At 34.5% G+C, this 22,275-nt stretch carries 12 protein-coding genes; 10 read left to right on the top strand and 2 right to left on the bottom strand.

The genetic code is table 11. The features are described 5' to 3' along the window. Positions 1–11 precede the first annotated feature (11 nt). The 6 genes from H8R24_RS05385 to dusB all read left to right on the top strand — a co-directional run bounded on the left by H8R24_RS05385 (position 12) and on the right by dusB (position 10,446). Complete coding sequence (locus H8R24_RS05385) at positions 12–1,193, top strand: DUF2062 domain-containing protein (protein WP_187017596.1); 1,182 nt, start codon at positions 12–14, stop codon at positions 1,191–1,193. Positions 1,194–1,196: 3 nt separating this feature from the next. Then, complete coding sequence (locus H8R24_RS05380; protein ID WP_187017597.1) at positions 1,197–4,874, top strand: MMPL family transporter; 3,678 nt, start codon at positions 1,197–1,199, stop codon at positions 4,872–4,874. Between the two features lie 6 nt (positions 4,875–4,880). Then, positions 4,881–6,398, top strand: a complete 1,518-nt coding sequence (locus tag H8R24_RS05375) for a phytoene desaturase family protein (protein ID WP_187017598.1) — start codon at positions 4,881–4,883, stop codon at positions 6,396–6,398. A 5-nt stretch (positions 6,399–6,403) separates the two neighbouring features. Then, positions 6,404–8,080, top strand: coding sequence for a C45 family autoproteolytic acyltransferase/hydolase (locus H8R24_RS05370; protein ID WP_187017599.1), 1,677 nt, complete (start codon positions 6,404–6,406; stop codon positions 8,078–8,080). After that, positions 8,077–9,375 carry a phenylacetate--CoA ligase family protein gene (locus H8R24_RS05365; protein WP_187017600.1) on the top strand — a complete coding sequence of 433 codons (1,299 nt, stop codon included), beginning with the start codon at positions 8,077–8,079 and terminating at the stop codon, positions 9,373–9,375. Before H8R24_RS05370 ends, H8R24_RS05365 begins: the two co-directional genes overlap by 4 nt. Before the next feature lie 78 nt (positions 9,376–9,453). Further along, positions 9,454–10,446, top strand: coding sequence for a tRNA dihydrouridine synthase DusB (gene dusB, locus H8R24_RS05360; RefSeq protein ID WP_187017601.1), 993 nt, complete (start codon positions 9,454–9,456; stop codon positions 10,444–10,446). Positions 10,447–10,566: 120 nt separating this feature from the next. Here dusB and H8R24_RS05355 read toward each other — a convergent pair whose 3' ends face one another. Together H8R24_RS05355 and rbfA are read right to left on the bottom strand one after the other, a co-directional pair. After that, positions 10,567–11,766, bottom strand: coding sequence for an ABC transporter permease (locus H8R24_RS05355; protein ID WP_187017602.1), 1,200 nt, complete (start codon positions 11,764–11,766; stop codon positions 10,567–10,569). Between the two features lies 1 nt (position 11,767). Further along, positions 11,768–12,160 (bottom strand): 30S ribosome-binding factor RbfA, encoded by a 393-nt coding sequence (rbfA, locus tag H8R24_RS05350; RefSeq protein ID WP_187017603.1) that lies wholly within the window; start codon positions 12,158–12,160, stop codon positions 11,768–11,770. A gap of 254 nt (positions 12,161–12,414) precedes the next feature. On the opposite strand from rbfA, the gene H8R24_RS05345 reads away from it, so the two are divergent. From H8R24_RS05345 to H8R24_RS05330, 4 genes are all read left to right on the top strand, one after another. Further along, entirely contained in the window at positions 12,415–16,206 is a 3,792-nt protein-coding gene (locus H8R24_RS05345) for a UvrD-helicase domain-containing protein (RefSeq protein WP_222617367.1), read from the top strand. Between the two features lie 140 nt (positions 16,207–16,346). Next, positions 16,347–17,540 (top strand): glycine C-acetyltransferase, encoded by a 1,194-nt coding sequence (gene kbl, locus H8R24_RS05340; RefSeq protein ID WP_187017604.1) that lies wholly within the window; start codon positions 16,347–16,349, stop codon positions 17,538–17,540. Positions 17,541–17,673: 133 nt separating this feature from the next. After that, positions 17,674–19,107, top strand: a complete 1,434-nt coding sequence (locus H8R24_RS05335) for an OmpA family protein (RefSeq protein WP_187017605.1) — start codon at positions 17,674–17,676, stop codon at positions 19,105–19,107. A 63-nt stretch (positions 19,108–19,170) separates the two neighbouring features. Further along, the gene (locus tag H8R24_RS05330; protein ID WP_187017606.1) at positions 19,171–21,936 is read left to right on the top strand and encodes a PD-(D/E)XK nuclease family protein; all 2,766 of its coding nucleotides are present in this window, start codon (positions 19,171–19,173) and stop codon (positions 21,934–21,936) included. Positions 21,937–22,275 lie beyond the last annotated feature (339 nt).

Genomic DNA, 22,275 nt, shown 5'->3' with positions numbered 1-22,275 from the left:
AAAAAATTAGAATGCAACCTATTTCATCTGAGATTGAAACGGTACAACCCGAACGTTTTTGTGTTATTATTCCAACATATAATAACGAGAGAACGCTGCAACGTATCATTGATTCGGTACTTGAGTATACCACTGATGTAATTATCGTTAATGATGGTGCAACTGATGGTACAATTGCCATTTTAAAAAAATATCCCCAAATCATTCAAATTCATCATCTCGCTAATGCAGGGAAGGGTGTGGCTTTACGTAATGGTTTTAAAAAAGCAGTAAAGCTTAATTTTGATTATGCGATTACCATCGATTCAGATGGGCAACATTTTGCATCAGATATTCCCAAATTCATTGAGGCGATTCAAAATGAAGGGGAAGCCTTGCTTATAGGAAGTAGGAACATGATGCAGGAAGGCGTACCGAAGAAGAGTAGTTTTGGGAATAATTTTTCCAATTTCTGGTTCAAATTTGAAACTGGCATTAGTCTAGAAGACACCCAGTCTGGTTTTCGCTTATATCCTTTGCATAAAATACCCAAAAAATACTTTACAACTAAATTTGAATTAGAAATTGAAATTATCGTACGTTCTGCTTGGAAGGGAATAGTGGTGAAAAATATTCCTATTCAGGTTTTGTATGACCCAACAGAAAGGGTTTCGCATTTTCGACCTTTTAGAGACTTCAGTAGGATAAGTGTTTTGAATACTGTTTTGGTTGTAATTGCCTTAGTTTATATTAAACCTCGTGACTTTTTTAAGAGAATAAAAAAAAAAGGACTTACTCAATATTTAGTCGAAAATATTCTAGAAAACAGTGATTCTAATTATAAAAAAGCAGCTTCGATTGCCCTAGGTGTTTTTATAGGAATTGCACCATTCTGGGGTTTTCAAACAGTTTTAGTGCTTTTTTTAGCCGTTGTTTTTCGTTTTAATAAGGCGATTTCTTTTGCGTTTTCAAACATTAGTTTTCCACCCTTTATCCCTTTTATTATCTATGGTTCATTAAAAATTGGAGGGTATTTTGTAAAAAACAATGATCCTTTATTTTTAGACCATTCAATTACTTTTGATAATTTAAAGAATAATGTTTTACAATATATAATTGGAAGTTTTATTTTAGCAACAATTATGGCAGTTCTATTTGGACTAATAGGTTATTTAGTATTGACCTTTTTCAGTACTTTAAAAAATAAAAATTAAAAAATGCAGCAGTTTTTTTTCGGAATACATCAGTTTATTTTAAGAAGAAAAGGGCTTTCTTTTTCATTGATTATTGCGTTGTTTTTATTCTTTCTATTTTTTGCTTCTAAAATTTCTTTTAGCGAAGATATTACGCGTTTGATTCCTACTAATGATGCTTCAAATGTGACAGCAAAAGTTTTGAATCAGATGAATTTTTCGGATAAGATTTCGATTGTAATTTCGGCCGAAGGTGATGGAGAAACAGATGATTTAGCAGATTATGCTAATGTGTTTTTAGATACAATCAATGAAACTTCTAAACCATTTATTGGCAAAATTCAAGGAAAAATTGATGAGAAAAATATCCAAGCTACTTTTGATTTTGTATATAATAATTTGCCGCTTTTTTTAGACAAGAAAGATTATCAAACTATTGGAAACAAAATCCAAAACGACAGTGTGGCTCAAGCTTTAGAAAATGATTATAAGTCGCTGATTTCGCCTACTGGTATGGTGACTAAAGATTTTATTTTAAAAGATCCCTTGGGAATTTCATTCATTGCCTTAAAGAAATTACAGCAACTTAGTGTTGGGGATGACTTTGAATTGCAAGATGGTTTCATTTTCACCAAAGACAAGAAAAACTTATTACTTTTTATAACCCCAAAACTAGCTACAAATGAAACGGATAAAAACACTGTTTTTATTGGGCAACTTAAGTCGGTTAAAGATCATTTAAACAGTACGTTTAAGGGGAAGGCACAAATGAGTTATTTTGGTGCAACTCCTGTCGCGGTTGACAATGCAACCCAAATAAAAGCTGATGTTCAAAATACTTCTATTTTTGCGGCGGTTACCTTAATTTTGATTCTAGTTTTCTTTTATCGTAGTCTATTGACTCCTATTATTATCTTTATTCCTTCCTTGTTTGGAGCCTTTTTTGCTTTAGGTATTCTGTATTTTACAAGAGGAACAATATCGGCCATTTCATTAGGTATTAGTTCCATTTTACTGGGAGAAACCACGGATTATTCTATTTATGTATTAACGCATCTTAGAAATAATAAAAGTGCTAAATTATTATATAAAGACATTACAAAACCTTTGTTGTTGTGTGGTATAACCACCGCGGTTTCGTTTTTATGTTTATTTTTTGTCAAGTCAGAGGCTTTAAAAGATTTAGGTCTTTTTGCTGCATTGAGTGTTGTTTCGACTTCAGTCTTCTCACTAGTTTTAATTCCATTGTTGTATAAAACCAAAAATGATTTAATCGTTCCTAAACCAAATATCATAGATAAGCTAGGCGCTTATTCGTATCATAAAAATAAATATTTGCTAGTTGGTGTTTTAGGATTCTTAATAGCATGTTTGTTTACTTATTCCAAGGTGTCTTTTAATAATGATCTTTCTTCATTAAATTACATGTCTCAGGATTTGAAAAAGACAGAAGAAAAACTGGAGAAAATTGCTGATATTTCGTCCAAATCTATTTACCTAGCGACTTATGGTGATGATCAAGAAACGGTTGTAGCTAATAATAAAGTATTATTTGATGCTTTGTTGAAAGAAAAAGAAGCTTCTAGGGTTTTGAATTTTAGCTCAATCGGTGGAGTTGTTTTTTCGAAAGAGCAACAGCTGGAAAAAATAAAAGAGTGGAATAAGTTTTGGGATGTTTCGAAAAAAACATTGGTAAAAAATCGAATAATTGCCAGTGGGAATACATTTGGGTTCAAGGAAAACTCCTTTAGTGTTTTTTATGAAATGCTCAACAAAGACTTTAATTTGGTTTCTATAAAAGATTATGAAAGCGTGAAATCATTGTTTTTGGATGAATTTATGGGGAATAAAAATGGTTTTTATACGATTTCAACTCTTGTAAAGGTACCTCTTGATAAAAGAGATGAGTTTGTTAATGCCATTAAAAAACAACCCAATTTGATTGTGATTGATAGGCAGCAAACTAATGAAACGTTTTTGGGAAATTTAAAAAAGAATTTTGAAAGTTTGGTAAATTATTCGTTCATCGCTATTTTTATTATTTTATTTCTTTCGTTTAAGCGCATAGAACTCGTAATTGTAAGTATCATTCCAATACTTGCTAGTTGGTTAATCACAACTGGAATGATGGGTATGTTTGGCTTACAATTCAATATTATTAATATTATTGTATGTACTTTGATTTTTGGAATTGGGGTTGATTACAGTATTTTTATGACCTCGGCTTTACAAAAAGAATACACCTACGGCAAGAAGGTATTAGCTACTTATAAAGCTTCCATTTTACTATCTGTTGCAACAACTATTTTAGGAATTGGAGTTTTGGTTTTTGCGAAGCATCCAGCTTTAAAATCAATTTCGATTATTTCGATCATTGGTATTTTCTCCGCATTGGTAATTACATTTACGCTACAACCTTTAGTTTTTAATTTTCTAATTACGGATAGAGTTAAAAAAGGAAAAGCTCCTTTTGAAATAAGACGATTAATACATTCCATTATTTCGTTTACCTATTATCTCGCTGGAGGTTTCGTTTTGTCTATTGTAAGTGTAACTTTAATGAAAATAATACCTTTGAAAAGAAGTGCCAAGCTCAAAGGGTTTCATTACGTGATGTCAAAATTTATGTATTCGGTATTTTTAACTTATCCCGCAGTGAAAAGAAAAGAGTCTAACGAATTTCATGAAACATTTGATAAGCCTGCAGTGATTATTGCCAATCACATGTCTTTTTTGGATATCTTGGCAATAGGGAAGTTGAGTCCAAAAATAATTTTTTTGGTCAGTGATTGGGTTTATAATTCACCTGCAATTGGTTTAGGGGTTAAGTTGGCTGGGTTTTACCCTGTATCGAATGGGATTGACAACGGAGTAGAACATTTACGTGAAAAGGTAAATCAAGGGTATTCTTTAATGGTTTTTCCAGAAGGAACACGTTCAGAGGATAACCTCATAAAACGCTTCCATAAAGGTGCTTTCTACCTAGCTGAGCAATTTAAACTCGATATAGTTCCTGTTTTGATTCATGGCTATTCAGAGGCCGCGCCCAAAGGAGATTTTATCCTTAATGGAGCGTCTACTACAGTAAAAATACTAGGTAGAATAAAAGTTGATGACGCTTCATTTGGTGTTGATTATGCCGAAAGAACAAAAAAAATAGGTGCTTTTTTTAAAACGCAATATGCAGCGTTACGCCAACAATCAGAAGGGCAAGATTATTTTAAAAAGCAAATCATTAATAGTTTTGATTACAAAGAATTAAAAGTAGTTCAAAAAGTAAAAGCTGATTTTAATCTCAATTCAGAAGTGTATTTTCAAATAAATTCTTACATTGGTTCAAAAGAAAAGGTATTGCATATAGGCAATGATTATGGATTGCTAGATTTGTCACTTGTACTACAAGAGCCTTTACGAAAAGTCGATTCTTTACTATTAGACGAAGATAATAGAGCTGTGGCTAAGACAAATTATATTGTAAAGAAAAGAACGATAAACTATCTGGAAAGTAGCGATACAATAAAAGATAAAGTATATGATACAGTTGTATTATCAGCATATAATACTACAGTGGATCTAGAATATGTAGCCAATTGTGCAAAGCAAATAATTGTAATAGATAATCAAAATTTGAAAGAGGTAATTGTAAGTTTAGGACTTGTAATTGCACTAGAAACCAACAGATTGATTGTTTTAAAGAAATAAAGTACATTGAAAAAACAGTATGACGTAGTCATTATAGGAAGCGGTTTAGGGGGGTTAGTCTCTGCTATTATTTTGGCAAAAGAAGGATATAGTGTGTGCGTTCTTGAAAAGAACAATCAGTATGGTGGTAACTTGCAAACTTTTGTTAGAGATAAAACTATTTTTGATACTGGAATTCATTACATAGGAGGTTTAAGTGAAGGTCAAAATCTATATAGATATTTTAAATATTTAGGGATAATGGACAATTTAAACCTAAAAAAAATGGATGAAGACGGTTTTGATATTATTTCATTTGAAGATGATGAGAATGAGTATCCACATGCTCAAGGATATGATAATTTCAAGAATCAATTGAGTAGTTTTTTTCCTGATGAAGTAAAAAATATAGATCGTTATTGCCAGCAAGTGATAAAAGCTTGTGACACGTTTCCATTGTATAATTTAAGATCCGAAGGAGAGTACGATAGTAGTTTGTTGTCCTTGAATGCTAAAAAAGAGATCGATGCTGTTACTGATAATGTAAAACTGAGAGCTGTTCTAGCGGGAACTAATTTTTTGTATGCTGGAATCGAGGATAAATCGCCATTTTATGTTCATGCTTTATCTGTTAATTCCTATATTCAAAGTTCATGGCGTTGTATTAATGGGGGTAGTCAAATTACCAAACAATTAATAAAGCAACTTAAAATTCATGGCGGAGAAGTATATAAATACAAGGAAGCTGTTCAATATGTGGTCGAAGATAATGCGGTTAGTTCGGTTATAATGAAAGACGGTTCTGAAGTGTTTGGAAAGTATTTTGTATCTAATATTGACCCAAAGGCTACTTTAAAAATGGCAGGTATTGATAAATTTAGAAAAGCGTATTACAATCGCATTCAGAGCTTAGAAGGTGGGGTTTCTGCATTTAGTTTGTATGTGGTTTTTAAACCAGAATCTTTTGAGTATTTGAATCATAATTACTATCATTTTAAAGACAGTAAGGAAGTTTGGAGTTCGCACGATTATACAGAGGAGACTTGGCCTAAAGCATTTATGGCTTCCATGAATGCGTCCAAAAAATCAGATAAGTGGGCAGATGGAATGACATTTATTACTTATATGAAGTTTGATGATTTACAAGCATGGGCAGATACAGTTAATACAACCGCTGAAAAAGAAGATAGAGGTGAAAGTTATGAGGCTTTTAAAAGCCGAAAAGCCGAACGTTTTCTTCAAGAAATTGAGTTGAAATTCCCAGGGATTAGAGCATGTATAAAGTCGATCCATACTTCGTCACCACTCTCTTATAGAGACTATATTGGTGGCCATAATGGAAACATGTATGGTTATGAAAAGGATTCAAATAATCCCATGAAAACCTTTATCGCCTCTAAAACAAAATTAGATAATTTGTATTTAACTGGGCAAAGTATAAACATGCATGGTGTTTTAGGTGTCACCATTGGAGCCGTTGTAACTTGTTCAGAAATTGTAGGCAAAGATTATCTAGTGAATAAAATTAATGAGGCTACAAAATAAACAAAATGAAGAAGTATAGACCGTTTTATATTTTAGTCACTTTAGCTTTATCACTATTGTTTATTTGTTGTGGAACCTATAATTCAATGCACCATCAACCAGATATAACGGGTTTTAATAACGCTATTCCGGTTGTGAAAAAACATTCAGCTACCGTTTTTTCTTCAGGAAATAATTTTCTGCTCAAAAATAAACAAGACCTATGGGAACTTTATGTCGAAGGGGATCCATTGGAAAGAGGGTTACTAGTTGGGAGTCTTTCGGATAGTCTATTGAAGAAGCAAGAAACTGTTTTTTTTTCGAAAATAAATGATCTATTGCCTTCGAAATTTAAACAAAAAGTACTCAGGAGTTTTTTAAAGTGGTACAATAGAAAGTTATATCTAAATGTTCCCGAAGAATTTCAAACAGAAATTTATGGAGTTTCAAAGTACAGTTCGCCTAACTTTGATAATATTGCCTCGCCCTATTTGAGAAGTTTGTATTTGCATGGCGCGCACGATATTGGACATGCTTTACAGGATCTAGCACTTGTTGGTTGTTCTTCATTTGCAGCATGGGGAGACAAAACCGAAGATGGAAGTTTGATCTTAGGTAGGAATTTTGATTTTTATGCCGGAGATGATTTTGCCAAAGATAAAATAGTAGCTTTTGTGAATCCAAAAAAAGGGCATCCCTTTATGATGGTCACTTGGGCAGGAATGATCGGTGCTGTATCTGGAATGAATAAGGAAGGGCTAACCGTGACTATTAACGCTGGTAAATCTAAAATCCCATTGATTGCCAAGACGCCTATTTCGATCTTGACAAGGGAAATTTTGCAATACGCAAAAAATATTGACGAGGCTATTGCAATCGCAAAAAAAAGAAAGGTTTTCGTGTCAGAGTCCATAATGGTGGGGAGTGCCAATGATAAAAAAGCAATTTTAATCGAGGTTTCTCCCGATAATTTTGGAGTTTATGAAGTGCAAAACACAACGGAACTAATTTGCACCAATCATTTTCAAAGTGACGCTTTAAAGGATAATAAAGGAAATATAAATCAAATAAAGGAGAGTCATTCAAAATACAGATACGATCGACTTGTACAGTTGTTAGATGAAAGTAAAAAATTAAATCCTGCAAAAGCGGCAAATATTCTTCGCAATAAGGATGGCTTAAACAACTTACCTTTGGGCTATGGAAATGAAAAAGCCTTAAATCAACTATTGGCACATCACGGAATAATTTTTAAACCGGAGCAACGATTAGTATGGGTTTCGTCTAATCCATATCAATTGGGAGAGTTTGTTTGCTATGACCTTAATAAAATTTTTAATAAAAGGAGTGCCGGTGACGCTATTGTTTCGGTCGAAGAGGAAAATCTTAATATTGCTCAAGACCCTTTTGTGCTGTCTAAAGAATATAAAAACTATGAACTTTTTAGAATCGAAGACAAGAAAGTTGATAGATTATTAGAAAATAAGAATGATTTCCCCGCCGATCTCCAAAAGAACTATCAATCATTAAATCCAGATTACTGGGTTGTTTATTATAAAATGGGCATGCTATTCTATGAAAAAAGAGCTTACGATCTCGCAAAAGAACAATTTGAAATAGCATTAACCAAAGAGATTACAACACTCCCTGATAAAGAGAATGTTTTGAAATATTTAAAAAAATCAATAAAAAAAGTAAAATGATTCCAAAAATTGAAACCGCCTCATTAGGAGAGATAAAAACATTTCAGGAACAAAAATTAAGTGAATTGCTAATGTATGTGAATGAAAATTCACCTTTTTACAAAGCGCTTTTTGAAAAAAACAATATTGATATTTCAACAATAAAGACTTTAGAAGATTTGCAGACTTTACCTGTGATTACTAAAGAAAATTTGCAAAAGCATAACGATGATTTTTTATGCGTTCCAGCAAATGAAATAATAGATTATGCTACTACGTCGGGTACATTAGGAGATCCAGTTACTTTTGGGTTAACAGATAAAGACTTAGACAGACTAGCTTATAACGAAGCAATTTCTTTTGCTTGCACCGGCATTAAGGAAGGTGACATTGTACAACTAATGACTACCATGGACAGGCGATTCATGGCAGGATTAGCTTATTTCTTAGGACTTAGAAAGTTAAAAGCAGGTGTGATTAGAGTAGGAGCCGGTATTCCAGAATTACAATGGGATTCTATTTTAAAATACAAGCCTACTTACTTAATTACGGTTCCTTCATTTTTATTAAAACTAATAGAATATGCCGAAAAAAACAATATTGATTACAATAATTCAGGTATAAAAGGAGCAGTATGTATTGGCGAATCATTAAGAAATCAAGATTTTTCTATGAACACATTGTCAACGAAAATCACTAATAAATGGAACATTAAGTTGTATTCAACTTATGCTTCAACCGAAATGAGTACTGCTTTTACAGAGTGTGAACATTCAAATGGTGGTCATCACCATCCAGAATTAATAATTGTAGAGGTATTAGACGAAAATAATAAAACGGTAAGTGACGGCGAATCGGGTGAATTGACTTTTACCACTTTGGGAATCGAGGCCATGCCATTAATCCGATTCAAAACAGGTGATGTTGTGAAATTACACCATGAACCGTGTAAATGTGGTCGAAATACGTTGCGTGTTGGGCCAGTTATTGGAAGAAAACAGCAAATGATAAAATACAAAGGAACAACTTTGTACCCGCCAGCGATGAATGATGTTTTGAATGATTATCCATTGATTGAAAGTTATATAATCGAAATATCTACAAATGATTTAGGAACAGATGAGATTTTGATAAAGATTGCAGTCAAAGAAAAATCAGATACTTTTTTACAAGAATTAAAAGATCACTTTAGAGCCAAACTACGTGTGAGTCCAAAGATAGAATTTACTACAAAAGAAATCTTGAATCCTTTGATTTATAATCCAATGAGTAGAAAACCAATTCACTTTTTTGACACTAGAAAGTCTGCTTTTTAGAACATAAATAGAGTTCAGTGGATGACGAAGAGAGTCTATTCGCTTAAATGTTGTAATTTTGCAAAAAATTAAACGAAGATGATTAAGATTGGCAACATAGAATTACCTGATTTCCCTTTACTACTTGCACCTATGGAAGATGTGAGTGACCCGCCTTACCGTAGGTTATGTAAAATGCATGGTGCTGATTTAATGTACTCTGAGTTTATTTCTTCAGAGGGTTTGATTCGTGACGCTATAAAAAGCCGCATGAAATTAGACATTTTTGACTACGAACGACCTGTAGGGATCCAAATATTTGGAGGTGATGAAGAAGCTATGGCATTATCGTCTAAAATTGTTTCTACTGTAAACCCCGATCTAATTGATATCAACTATGGTTGTCCGGTAAAAAAAGTAGTTTGTAAAGGAGCAGGAGCAGGAGTTTTAAAAGATGTGGATTTGATGATACGCCTAACGAAAGCGGTTATCGATAGTACCCATTTGCCTGTAACAGTAAAAACCCGTTTGGGTTGGGATGATAGTTCGATTAATATTGATGAGGTGGCAGAGCGTTTGCAAGATATTGGTGTTGCTGCTTTGAGTATTCACGCTAGAACTCGCGCCCAAATGTACAAAGGTCATTCTGACTGGTCACACATTGCTCGAGTAAAGAACAACCCTAGAATCACCATGCCTATTTTTGGAAATGGAGACATCGACAGTCCTGAAAAAGCATTGCAATATAAAAACGAATACGGAATTGACGGAATCATGATTGGTCGTGCCGCAATTGGTTATCCGTGGATTTTTAACGAAATCAAACATTACTTTAAAACAGGTGAGCATTTGGCTAAACCTACAGTTGCAGATCGCGTAGAAGCAGTGCGCAACCACTTAACGTGGGCAATGGAATGGAAAGGAGAACGATTAGGAATTGTAGAAACCCGCCCGCATTATACTAATTATTTCAAAGGAATCCATTCGTTCAAACCATTCAAACAACAATTAGTTACAGAAGATAATCCGCAAGAGTTATTCAATATTCTAAATACTATAGAGCAAGCGTATTCTGGTTACGAGGTTGTGTAAAGACAATATTAAAAATAGTTAAACACAAATTCCACTAATTTTCACAAATCTATTCGTGAAAATTAGTGGAATTTGCGTTTAAACCGTAGAGGCGCACTGCAGTGCGTCTCTACTATAATTTTATTCCAATAATTTTTTACTCACACGGCTACTCGCAATCAATGAAGCAATAAAGCCAAGGGTTACAATTGTTCCCATTACAATCAATACATTTTCGATCGAGAAAATAACTGGGTAAGCCAGTGTAGGTGTAATCATTACCAGCTGAAAATGTTGTTGCAGTAATACAATGATAATTCCTAGAGTCAGTCCAATGATCCCCCCAAAAACACTTAGTAAAGTACCTTGAAGTAAAAATATCTTGCGTAAATCTTTAATTTCTGTCCCTAGATTAAAAAGCGTTTTAAGATTGCCTTTTTTGTCAAGAATCATCATGATAAGTGCACCAATCAAGTTGAAAAGCGCAACTACAATCACAAGTGTAAATATCAAATACACTGCAATATTCTCGGTATTCAACATTTTATACAAAGACTCATTGAGTTGTGCTCTGTTTTTAATGGTGATTCTATTATTAAATATACTGTTTAGCTCTGCTATAATCGCATTTTCATCGGCACCCGCTTTCTCTTTTATCTCAATTCCTGAAATCTGATTGGCTTTATATTCTAATAATTCTTGCGCCAAACCCAAGTCGGCAAAAACATATTTTGAGTCTAAATCTGGACTTATTGCGTAAATACCAATAGGATATACTTGACTTTTATTAAAAGCTTGTTCAGCGTTTTCAATCGTTCCTTTTCCGGGTTTGGGCACCCAAACTTCCAGTTGATTATTAAAGTCTAATAATCCCATCGAAAATTTTTGTGCAATGCCGTACCCCACAACTACTTGATACGTGTTTGGTTCTAGCCATTGCCCGTTATAGAGTGTTTTTTTAATATCGTTGACATTGTTAAAGTTGCTGTCAACGCCTTTTAGATACGTTACTTCTTGCTTGTCATTAAAGACAAACAAGACACGTTCTTCTATTATTTTTGAGTAGGAGGCGAGCCCGTCAATCTTCTTAATTTCGGCCTCTTGCTCTGGAGAAATGAAAAATGATTTCCCTAAAGTGCTACTTATTTTTAAGTCGGGATCAATGTCATTCGTAAACGAAAGACTAAAAACTTTCAGTCCGCTAAAAACAGATAAAACCACAAACAAAGCCATCGCGCCCACAATGATACCCATACTCGCAATGCGATTAATGATATTTATAGCATTGTTTTTACTGTTACTAAGGATGTAACGTTTGGCTATGTAAAGGGGGAAATTCAAATTATATCAACTTGCGTTTTTCTAAAAGGTCTCTGTTTTCAATAGGATTGTCTCTATTTGACAAAGCGTTGTTTATTTTTTCGATATAATCCAAAGAGTCATCAATAAAGAAAACCAAGTTGGGTACTTTTCTCAATTGCAAACGCACTCTTTGTGATAAATCATGCTTAATTGTTTTTGAATTCGATTTCACAGCCTCCAAAATTTCACCAGCTTTTTCTTGAGGAAATACACTTAAATATACCGTCGCCACAGACAAATCTGTAGTTACAGTAACCTTGGATACCGAAATAATTAAATTAGATACGCCATTTTTTCTCACTTCACCTTGCAGAATATCAACCAAATCTTTTTGGATCACCCCACCTATTTTTTTCTGTCTATTTGTTTCCATAGTGCAAAAATACTACTTTTAAACATTAAACAAACATTTTTTAAAAGCAACCTATTCGTAAAGCTGATTTTTAGAAGCTTTTTCCTGCTGTACACTATATCTTTCCTGCCGAACCCCGGCAGGAAAGGATGCCGTTTCCATCAGGGCTAGGATCCGCAGTCATCGATAAACGGAACTGCAATTAAAGAAAAACTGTAAAAATCAGAAAAGCATTTTTTTTTACTAAAAAAAAGCTTTTCAGACACAAAATCACCATGGAAAACAACAGCAATTCAGAACACAATATAAATCCCGCTTCAGCTCCCTTTCCTTCTGGCAGTCCCGAAAAGTCGGGAGGGGCGGGGAGACCTTCCTTCTCCATATATGACGCTTCCGCAGGTTCCGGGAAAACCTATGCCTTAGTCAAAGAATACTTGAAAATTATTCTTACAGCGCATAAAAATGATGCGTACAGAAACATTCTGGCCATTACGTTTACTAATAAAGCGGTACACGAAATGAAAAGCCGAATCGTAGGAAGTTTGTCTGAATTTGCCAAAGACGAACCTTCTCAAAAAGCATCCGACTTGATGCAGGATTTATCGACTGATACGGGGCTTTCGATTATTGAAATCAAAACCAAATCACAGCAAATCATCAAGCACATCATTCATAATTATGCTGCTTTTGATATTTCGACCATTGATAAATTTACGCATAAAGTAATTCGGGCTTTTGCACACGATCTTAATTTGCCCATGACTTTTGAGGTAACGCTTGATACCGAGAATTTACTAATCGAAGCAGTAGATGCTATCATAGCGCAAGCTGGAGAAGATGAAACGTTAACCAAGTTATTGATCGATTTCACGATGGAAAAAACCGATGATGATAAATCTTGGGACATTTCACGTGAAATTCTGGATACAGGCCGATTGGTTTTGAACGAAAATCACCGTTCTGAGATTACGCATTTCCATGATAAATCCATTGCCGATTTTGTTGCAATAAAAAGTAAATTAGTAGAAAGCTGTAAAGTTTTAGAAAAAGACAATGCCGAATTTGCGCTAGCAACTTTAACGCTAATTGAAAATAACGGTATCGATTTAAAATCCTTTTCTAGAGGAACGTTCCCGAATCATTTAATTAGTATTCGAGACGGAAAATTCAATCCAAAAAATAAAACCTTTCACGAGTCTGAGGATATCGCTATCAACAAAACAGCAAAGGACCGCGCGCTAATAGAAAATCTAATTCCGGAATTAATACAGATTTTGGCTACGATCTATAAAAATTTCGAAAAAAGAGATTTCTACAAAGCTTTCCTTAAAAATATTACGCCACTTTCTTTGTTGAATACGGTAAGTAATGAGTTGGCTAAAATTCAAGAAGAACAAAATGTCCTTTCGATAACCGAATTCAACGCAATCATTCACCGTGAAATTCAAAACCAGCCTGCTCCATTTATATACGAACGATTAGGAGAGCGCTACCGTCATTTCTTTATTGATGAATTTCAAGATACATCGGAGATGCAATGGCAAAATCTAATTCCGTTGATTGACAACGCACTTTCGGGTCAGGATGATTTTGGCGAAAAAGGCACGCTGATGATTGTGGGCGATCCCAAACAATCTATTTACCGCTGGCGTGGCGGAAAAGCGGAGCAGTTTATTGAGTTGAGTAAGGACAACAATCCGTTTAATAATCCAGATAAAAAACTGGAACATTTAGATAAAAATTACCGAAGCTATTCGCAAGTAATTGATTTCAATAATGAATTTTTTAAACTGGTTTCTGAACAATTTGAGCATCCGGATTACAAAGACTTGTATGAAAATCACAGCCATCAAAAAACGAATAGTAAAACGGGTGGATATGTGAATATTTCTTTTATTCCAAAAGTTGAAACCACCGAAGACGAAGAAGAAGCGCTAGATAAAACAGAATTATTTGTTTTGGCGACTTTAAATACGATTCAAAAAGTCCTTCGAGAAGGTTTTGAATACAAGGATATTGTTATTTTAACCCGCAAACGTGGGCAAGGAGTCGCCATTGCCAATTATTTGACAGAGCAAAACATTCCGCTTTTGTCATCAGAAACGTTGATGATTCAAAATGCCACCGAAGTGCGATTGATCATTCATCTTTTAAAATACTTAAAAAACAATGCCGACTTAGAGGCAAAAGCCTATTTCTTGCATTACATCGCAGAGTATGTGCAAGATAAATTGCCAGTTCATGATTTCATTGCACAAGGGATGGAACATAAAAACGAAGTGGATTTTGAGAATTGGTTGACGAGTTTCAATATTTCGCTGTCGTTTCAAAACATTCGAAAAAAATCATTGTATGAGGCTGTAGAGATTATTGTATCGAAATTTATCCTCCCCCCAGCCCCCTCCAAAAGAGAGGGAGACAGTGTAGATGCGCTGCCTGTTAAAAATAGCGGTGGAATAGCTGGAGTGAGTGACTCTAATAAAAAAGGATATATAACTGGTGGGAATTATTCTCATTTGTTGCTAGAAAAAGCAATTGCGCATAGAAAAGAACCTACGGTTGCAGAGAAAATTCTTTGGGCAGAATTAAAAGAGCAGTCACTAGGAAGTAAATTCAGGCAACAACATTTGATTGATAATTACATTGTAGATTTTGTTTGTTTGTCTAAAAAACTGGTTGTTGAGGTAGACGGAGATTATCATTTTACGCCAGAGCAAATAGTACTAGATGAAGAACGAACCAGTGTTTTAAATGAATTAGGTTATAAAGTAATCCGCTTTAGAAATGGAGAGGTGATAGATTCAATTTCAAAAGTTTTAGATACTATTAAAGAGGCTTTGAGAATGCAAGAACAGGCGTTAGAATTAAATAATGATAAATTATTTAATTCGGCTGATGCATCCAAAGACAACGAAACCATCAAGTCTCCCTCGCCCTCGGGGAGGGCCGGGGTGGGGAATGCCTACGTCCAATACTTCCTCGATATCGTTCTAGAACGTGATGTACGCAACCAAGCAGGAATTGCTGATTTCTTGAATTTCTGGGACAAAAATGCAGAGAAATTTAGCATTCCGTCACCAGAAGGCAATAATGCGGTGCGTATTATGACCATTCACAAATCAAAAGGATTGGAGTTTCCGGTGGTGATTATGCCATTTGCAGAGGAAGATTACAGTAGAAAACCAAAAGATAAATTATGGTTAGAAGCAACTGAAATGGATTTTGGTTTGCCTAAGGTTTTAATCGATAATAGTGCGGCTGTAGAGGGTTTTGGTGAAGAGGCAAAAATGGTTTACGACCAAAAGAAGCAAGAAGAATTACTAGATAATATAAATGTTCTGTACGTAGCTTTAACCCGTGCAGAGGAACAGTTGTATATTATTTCGAACATGAATTTAACAAGTAAAGGCGAGGTGAAGACGAATAATATGTCGACTTTCTTCATCAATTATTTGGATAGTAAAGACGGTTTCGATCCAGAGAAATTCGAATATGAATTTGGAAGTCCGTTAAAACTGTCATCCGCTTCAAAACACGTAGATACTTCAAAAAAGATTGAAGTGGTTGCCGAAACATTAAATCCTAAAAATATCAAAATCGCCCAACGAGAAGCGCTCATGTGGGGAACACATCAGCAGGAGTCTATCGAGTACGGGAATGTGGTGCATGAGATTTTATCTTTTGTGAAAACAAAAGAAGACGTAACGCTAGCAGTCGAAAAGGCGGTAGAAAATGGATTGATCAACTTTGGTCAAAAAGAACTAGTGCATCAAACAATATTGGATATTATAAATCATCCAGAATTAGAAATATGCTTTGAACCGGGAAATATTGTTTTGAACGAGCAAACGATTATTCAAAAAGAAGGAAATACGATTAAACCCGATAGAATGGTAGTGAATAATGCGAATGAAGTCTATTTATTAGATTACAAAACAGGAGCGCACAATGCTAAATATCAAAAGCAATTAGAGAATTACCAACATGCGATTGAACTAATGGGTTATAAAGTCGTAAAAAAAGCACTGATTTACATCGGAAAAGAAATCGATGTAGTAAATTTGTAGCGTAAAAATGAATTATTCGTAAAAGTGCGCTCGATTATTAATTAAAGTGTAATGATAGCTGAATGCTTGTTTTTACCGTTGTTATTCTATTGAGGGTAACTTTAAACAAATTAAATTTTAAACAAAATACACCATCAATTATGTACGGAAAAATAAAAGAACATCTTCAAAATGAATTGCAAACAATAGAAGATAATGGAATATTCAAGAAAGAAAGAATCATCACTTCGCCACAAGATGCTGAAATTACGATTTCAACAGGAGAAACGGTATTGAATTTTTGTGCTAACAACTATTTAGGATTATCGTCACATCCAGAAGTGATTCAAGCAGCCAAGGATGCTATGGACACACATGGTTTCGGAATGTCATCTGTACGTTTTATTTGTGGAACGCAGGATATTCACAAAACATTAGAAAGAAAAATTTCTGAATTCTACGGAACAGAAGATACGATTCTTTACGCAGCAGCTTTTGATGCTAATGGTGGCGTTTTCGAACCTTTATTAGGAGAAGGAGATGCAATAATCTCAGATAGTTTGAACCACGCTTCTATTATTGACGGAGTGCGTTTGTGTAAAGCATCGCGTTACCGTTATGAAAATAGCAATATGGAAGATCTAGAACAACAATTGATTAAAGCCAATGAAGCAGGAAGTCGTTTCAAGATTATTGTTACTGATGGGGTTTTCTCTATGGATGGTGTTGTGGCGCCGCTAGATAAAATTTGTGACCTAGCAGATAAATATGATGCGATGGTTATGGTAGACGAATGTCACGCAGCAGGTTTCATTGGAGCAACAGGAAAAGGTACGCTTGAAGCAAAAGGAGTAATGGGAAGAGTAGATATTATTACAGGAACCTTAGGTAAAGCTTTAGGTGGAGCCATGGGAGGATACACTACAGCCAAAAAAGAAATAATCGAATTGTTGCGCCAACGTTCAAGACCCTATTTATTTTCAAATTCATTAGCGCCTGCAATTGTAGGGGCATCTATTAAGGTTTTTGAACTATTAGAAAAAGATACTACGTTAAGAGATCAATTAGAATGGAATACCAATTATTTTAAAGTCGGAATGAAAAAAGCGGGTTTTGATATTGTTGATGGAGATTCGGCTATTGTTCCGGTGATGCTGTATGATGCCAAATTATCACAAACCATGGCAGATGAATTGTTGAAAAAAGGGATATATGTAATAGGATTTTTCTTTCCGGTGGTACCAAAAGACAAAGCAAGAATCAGGGTACAACTGTCTGCTGCTCATACAAAAGAGCATTTAGATAAAGCAATTAATGCATTTATAGAAGTAGGTCAATCTTTAAATGTTGTGTAATTTTAATCTAAGTTTATGTAATTGCCACTTTTTGTGGTTTTTAATGGTTTTTTTTAACATTTAGTTTTGTAATTAATAATTATCGCATTACTTTTGTTTTTAATTAACTAAATTGTAATTAAAAAAATTAAGTATGAAACATCTTAACAAAATTTTAGTTGCTGCAATGATGGTGATGGGGTTAAGCTCACACGCACAAGACAGTAACAACCCGTGGGCTATCTCTTTTGGAGTTAATGCCGTAGATACTAAAACTAGTGCTGGTGGTGGTAATGGATGGTTAGACCGTCATTTCTCTCAGCCATTTGCTGTAAAAGATAACTGGAATATTCTTCCTTCTGTTTCTTATATTGGTGTGTCGAAATATATTGGAGATAATTTCTCTGTTGGACTTCAAGGGTCTGTTAACAAAATTGACAAATTCGTAAGATTTGATCCAACTGCTGTAGGACATGATTCTCGTGGATATGTAGTTTCTAACCCTGGTGACTTAATGTACTATGGTATTGATGCTACTGTAAAATATAGCTTCATGACTTTGATTAAATCAAAAGTTCTTGATCCTACTTTAAACCTTGGTGGAGGATATACTTTCTTAGGGAAAAGCAGTTATGGTACAGTTAACCCAGGTGCAGGTCTTACTTTGTGGTTTACTGAAAACGTAGGTTTTTCTGTAGCTACAGCTTACAAAAAATCTTTTGGAGATAGAACAGTAGGTGTTAGTACTCCAGATGCACCTTCTCATTTCCAACATACAGCAGGTTTAACTTTCAAATTTGGAGGTAAAGATACTGATGGAGACGGAATATATGACAAAGATGATGCTTGTCCAGATGTTGCTGGTTTAAAACAATTCAACGGATGTCCTGATACGGATGGAGACGGAATTGCTGATAAAGATGATGCTTGTCCAGAAATCGCTGGTTTAGCTGCTTTCAACGGATGTCCTGATACTGATGGAGACGGAATCGCTGATAAAGATGATGCTTGTCCTGAAGTTGCTGGTTCAAAAGCTTTAAAAGGGTGTCCTGATACTGACAATGATGGTGTAGCTGATAAAGATGACAAATGTCCTACTGTTGCAGGACCAAAAGATAACGCAGGTTGTCCTTGGCCAGATACTGATGGAGACGGAGTTTTAGATAAAGATGACAAATGTCCTACTGTAAAAGGAACTGTTGCTAACGCTGGATGTCCTGAAGTTTCTGCTGAAGTAATCAAGCAATTGAATGACTACGGAAAAACAATCTTATTTGATTCAGGTAAATCTTCTTTCAAAGATCAAACTTACCCAGTTTTAGAATCAATTAACTCAATCTTGAAAGAGTATCCAAATTCAAACTTTATGATCGAAGGTCATACTGATAGTGATGGAAGTAATGAGTTAAACCAATCTTTATCTGAAAATAGAGCTTCTGCAGTTAGAAACTATTTAGTAGAAAAAGGAATTAACGCAGACAGATTGAAATCTACTGGTTACGGTGAAACTAAACCAATCGCTTCTAATAAAACAGCAAAAGGAAAAGCTGAAAACAGAAGAGTTGAAGTTTCTTTGATCAAAGAATAATTTCATTCAAAATATTTTAGAAAACGCCTCGATTTATCGGGGCGTTTTTTTTATTTTTATGAAATGATAAATACTTCGTTTTTAGATAAAATTGCACAGGTTTTAATTCAGGATTACTCCGATACATTATCGAATACCATCGTGGTCTTACCCAATAAAAGAGCTAAGATATTCTTAATCGAAGCCTTGAAGAAACAAGTGAATTCTAATATACTCTCGCCAGAGATTATTAGTATAGAGGATTTTATTCAAGACATTGCAGCTATTCGGACCGTCGATCCTATCGAATTATTATTTGAATTTTATGAGGTGTATTTGTCTGTTACAGAGAAAACACAACAGCAATCCTTTGAGTTGTTTGCCAATTGGGCCAAAATGCTTTTGCAAGACTTCAATGAGATTGATCGCTATTTATTAGACCCAACCCATGTTTTGTCTTACTTAAAAGACATCGAGGACATAAAAAAATGGGGAATCGAAGTAGAGAACAAAACACAACTACTCGAAAACTACATTGATTTCTGGAAATTACTACCCAATTATTATAAGTCCTTATATGCGCATTTGCTAAAAAAAGGAATTGGTTACCAAGGTTTGATTTACCGCCAAGCTGTTGAGAATTTGAACTCCTTTTCGAAAACAGTAATGGAGAAACAGTATTTATTTGCAGGTTTTAATGCCTTAAATGCTTCTGAAGAAAAAATTATCCAACATCTTATTGCCACTGACCAAGCCAAAATATATTGGGACGCTGATCAAACTTTTCTAAATGATCCTTATCATGATGCTGGTTTGTTTTTAAGGCGATTTAAGTCCAATTGGAAGCACTACAAGTCCAATCCTTTTGAGTGGATTGTAGATGATTTTTCGCAAACCAAAAACATCCATGTTATTGGTACTCCTAAAACTATTGGTCAAGCCAAAATAACCGGAACTATTATCGAAAATATACTGAACGAGAATCCTACCGCTTCACTCGATAAAGTAGCGGTTGTTCTAGGTGAAGAAAATGTTTTGGTACCGCTATTGTATTCGTTGCCATCTACCGTGGGGGCTTTGAATATTACGATGGGTTATTCGAGCAAGAACAATCCCGCGCAAATTTTGATTGCCAAATTATTCAAGATGCACACCAATGCCTTGTCTCGTAATGCTAAAAGTTATGTGTTGTATTACAAAGATGTATTGGATATCTTGACACATCCCTTAGTGGAACCTTATGCTAAAACATCAGGATTGGTGAACATTATCAATCAAAATAATTATACGTTTATTACCCATCAAAAGGTAATAGAGTTGAATCCTGAGCCTACAGATTTGTTTGCACTGTTATTTAAAAAATGGGAGCAAGGGAGTATCGTTGTTTTAGAAACAATTTCGACTTTATTGCTTACGATAAAGAACAATTTAAGTAACGATAATGAAGAAGAGAAAATTACAAAAGCCTTTGTTTTTGCTATTTTCAAGGTGATTAATAAACTGATTAATTATTATTCGAAGCACGAACATATTGATAAGATTGACACTTTACATGCTATTTATAAACAAGTAATCGACTTGGCTGAAGTTTCGTTTGAAGGAGAGCCGCTCAATGGTTTACAAATTATGGGAGTCTTAGAAAGTAGGGTTTTGGACTTTGATACTGTAATTGTAACTTCAATGAATGAAGGGAAGTTTCCAGCAGGTAAATCTCAAAATTCTTTTATTCCATATGATGTTAAGCGTGAGTTAGGATTGCCTACTTTTAAGGAAAAAGATGCGATTTATACCTATCATTTCTACCATTTGTTGCAACGTGCTAAAAATATTTATTTACTTTATAACACCGAAAGTGACGGACTAGATGCTGGAGAGAAAAGCAGGTTTATCACCCAGCTTGAAGTGGAGAAACAACGCAATCACAATCTTACACACGAAATATACAATGCCGTTTTACCCGAAACAGCTTATACGCCCATGGTAATTGAAAAATCAGATGCGGTGATGGCTCGATTGAAAGAAATTGCGACAGTTGGTTTCTCACCCTCTGCATTGACGAGCTATATTCGGAATCCGATTCAGTTTTATTTTCAGAAGATTTTACGCATTCGCGAAGTCGAAGAAGTCGAAGAAAATATCGCTTTGAATACGTTGGGAACCATTATTCACGAAACCTTAAAGGTATTGTACGAACCTTTTATTGGGAAATTTATCTCTGAAAAAGACATAGAGAACTGTTTTAAGCAAATAGATGATGAGGTACTCAAACAGTTCAAGGCCGTTTACAAAGAAGGAGAAATTAAAAAAGGACGGAACCTACTCGCTTTTGAAGTGGCAAAACGAAATGTGTCTAATTTTTTGAAAGTGGAATTAGAAAGTATTAAAGCCGGTGATGCGATAAAGATTATCGCCTTAGAGCAAACATTTGAACGCAGTTTAACGCATCCGAGTTTACCATTTCCAGTGTTGATAAAAGGAAATGTCGATAGAATCGAAGAGCGCAATGGAACGATCCGAATTATCGATTATAAAACGGGTAAAGTCGAGAAAGCTAGTGTTACCTTGAAAACCTGGAAAGGACTAACAGAAGATATTAAAAACGACAAAATCATTCAGGTTTTAGCCTACGCTTTTATGTATGAAAAATTAGCCGAGTCAAAACCCATTGAAGCGGGAATTATTTCGTTCAAAAATTTAAAATCAGGTTTTTTACCTTTTAATTTTAAAGAATTTAAAGACAGCGAATATGTGATCAATGAAACAGTAATGACAAATTATCTGGAGCAAATTGTATTGCTTTTAAAAGAGATTTTAGATCCAGCTTTTCCTTTTGAGGAAAAAGTGATTTAACTTTCAACCATAATTGCGAAGGAATTTTGAAGACAACAAGGTTTTAATTAACATTGTTTTAGCATTGTAATCGTAGGAATTTATTTTCTTTACTTAAAAGAATAAGTATCAAAAAAACGGCTAACATATTTGAGTTTTTTAAAAGCACCTTGGTTATTAATTTAGCTTTTTGTTTAGTACCCGTGCTCTTTCTGGGATTTTTTGCTTTTAAGTAGGGCTTGCTGAAAAATTGCAAATCCAATAAAACAGAGGTATTTAGAGCTACTTTTTCTTGTTTAAATGCAAAGAATTCTTTATTTTTAAAGAAAAAAGCTTGCAGTTATGTTCAATTATACGGCA

The organism is Flavobacterium muglaense (assembly GCF_014305155.1).
GTDB lineage: Bacteria > Bacteroidota > Bacteroidia > Flavobacteriales > Flavobacteriaceae > Flavobacterium > Flavobacterium muglaense.
The sequence above is the reverse complement of the archived record's forward strand: the minus strand, read 5'-3'. Positions and strand labels throughout refer to the sequence as shown.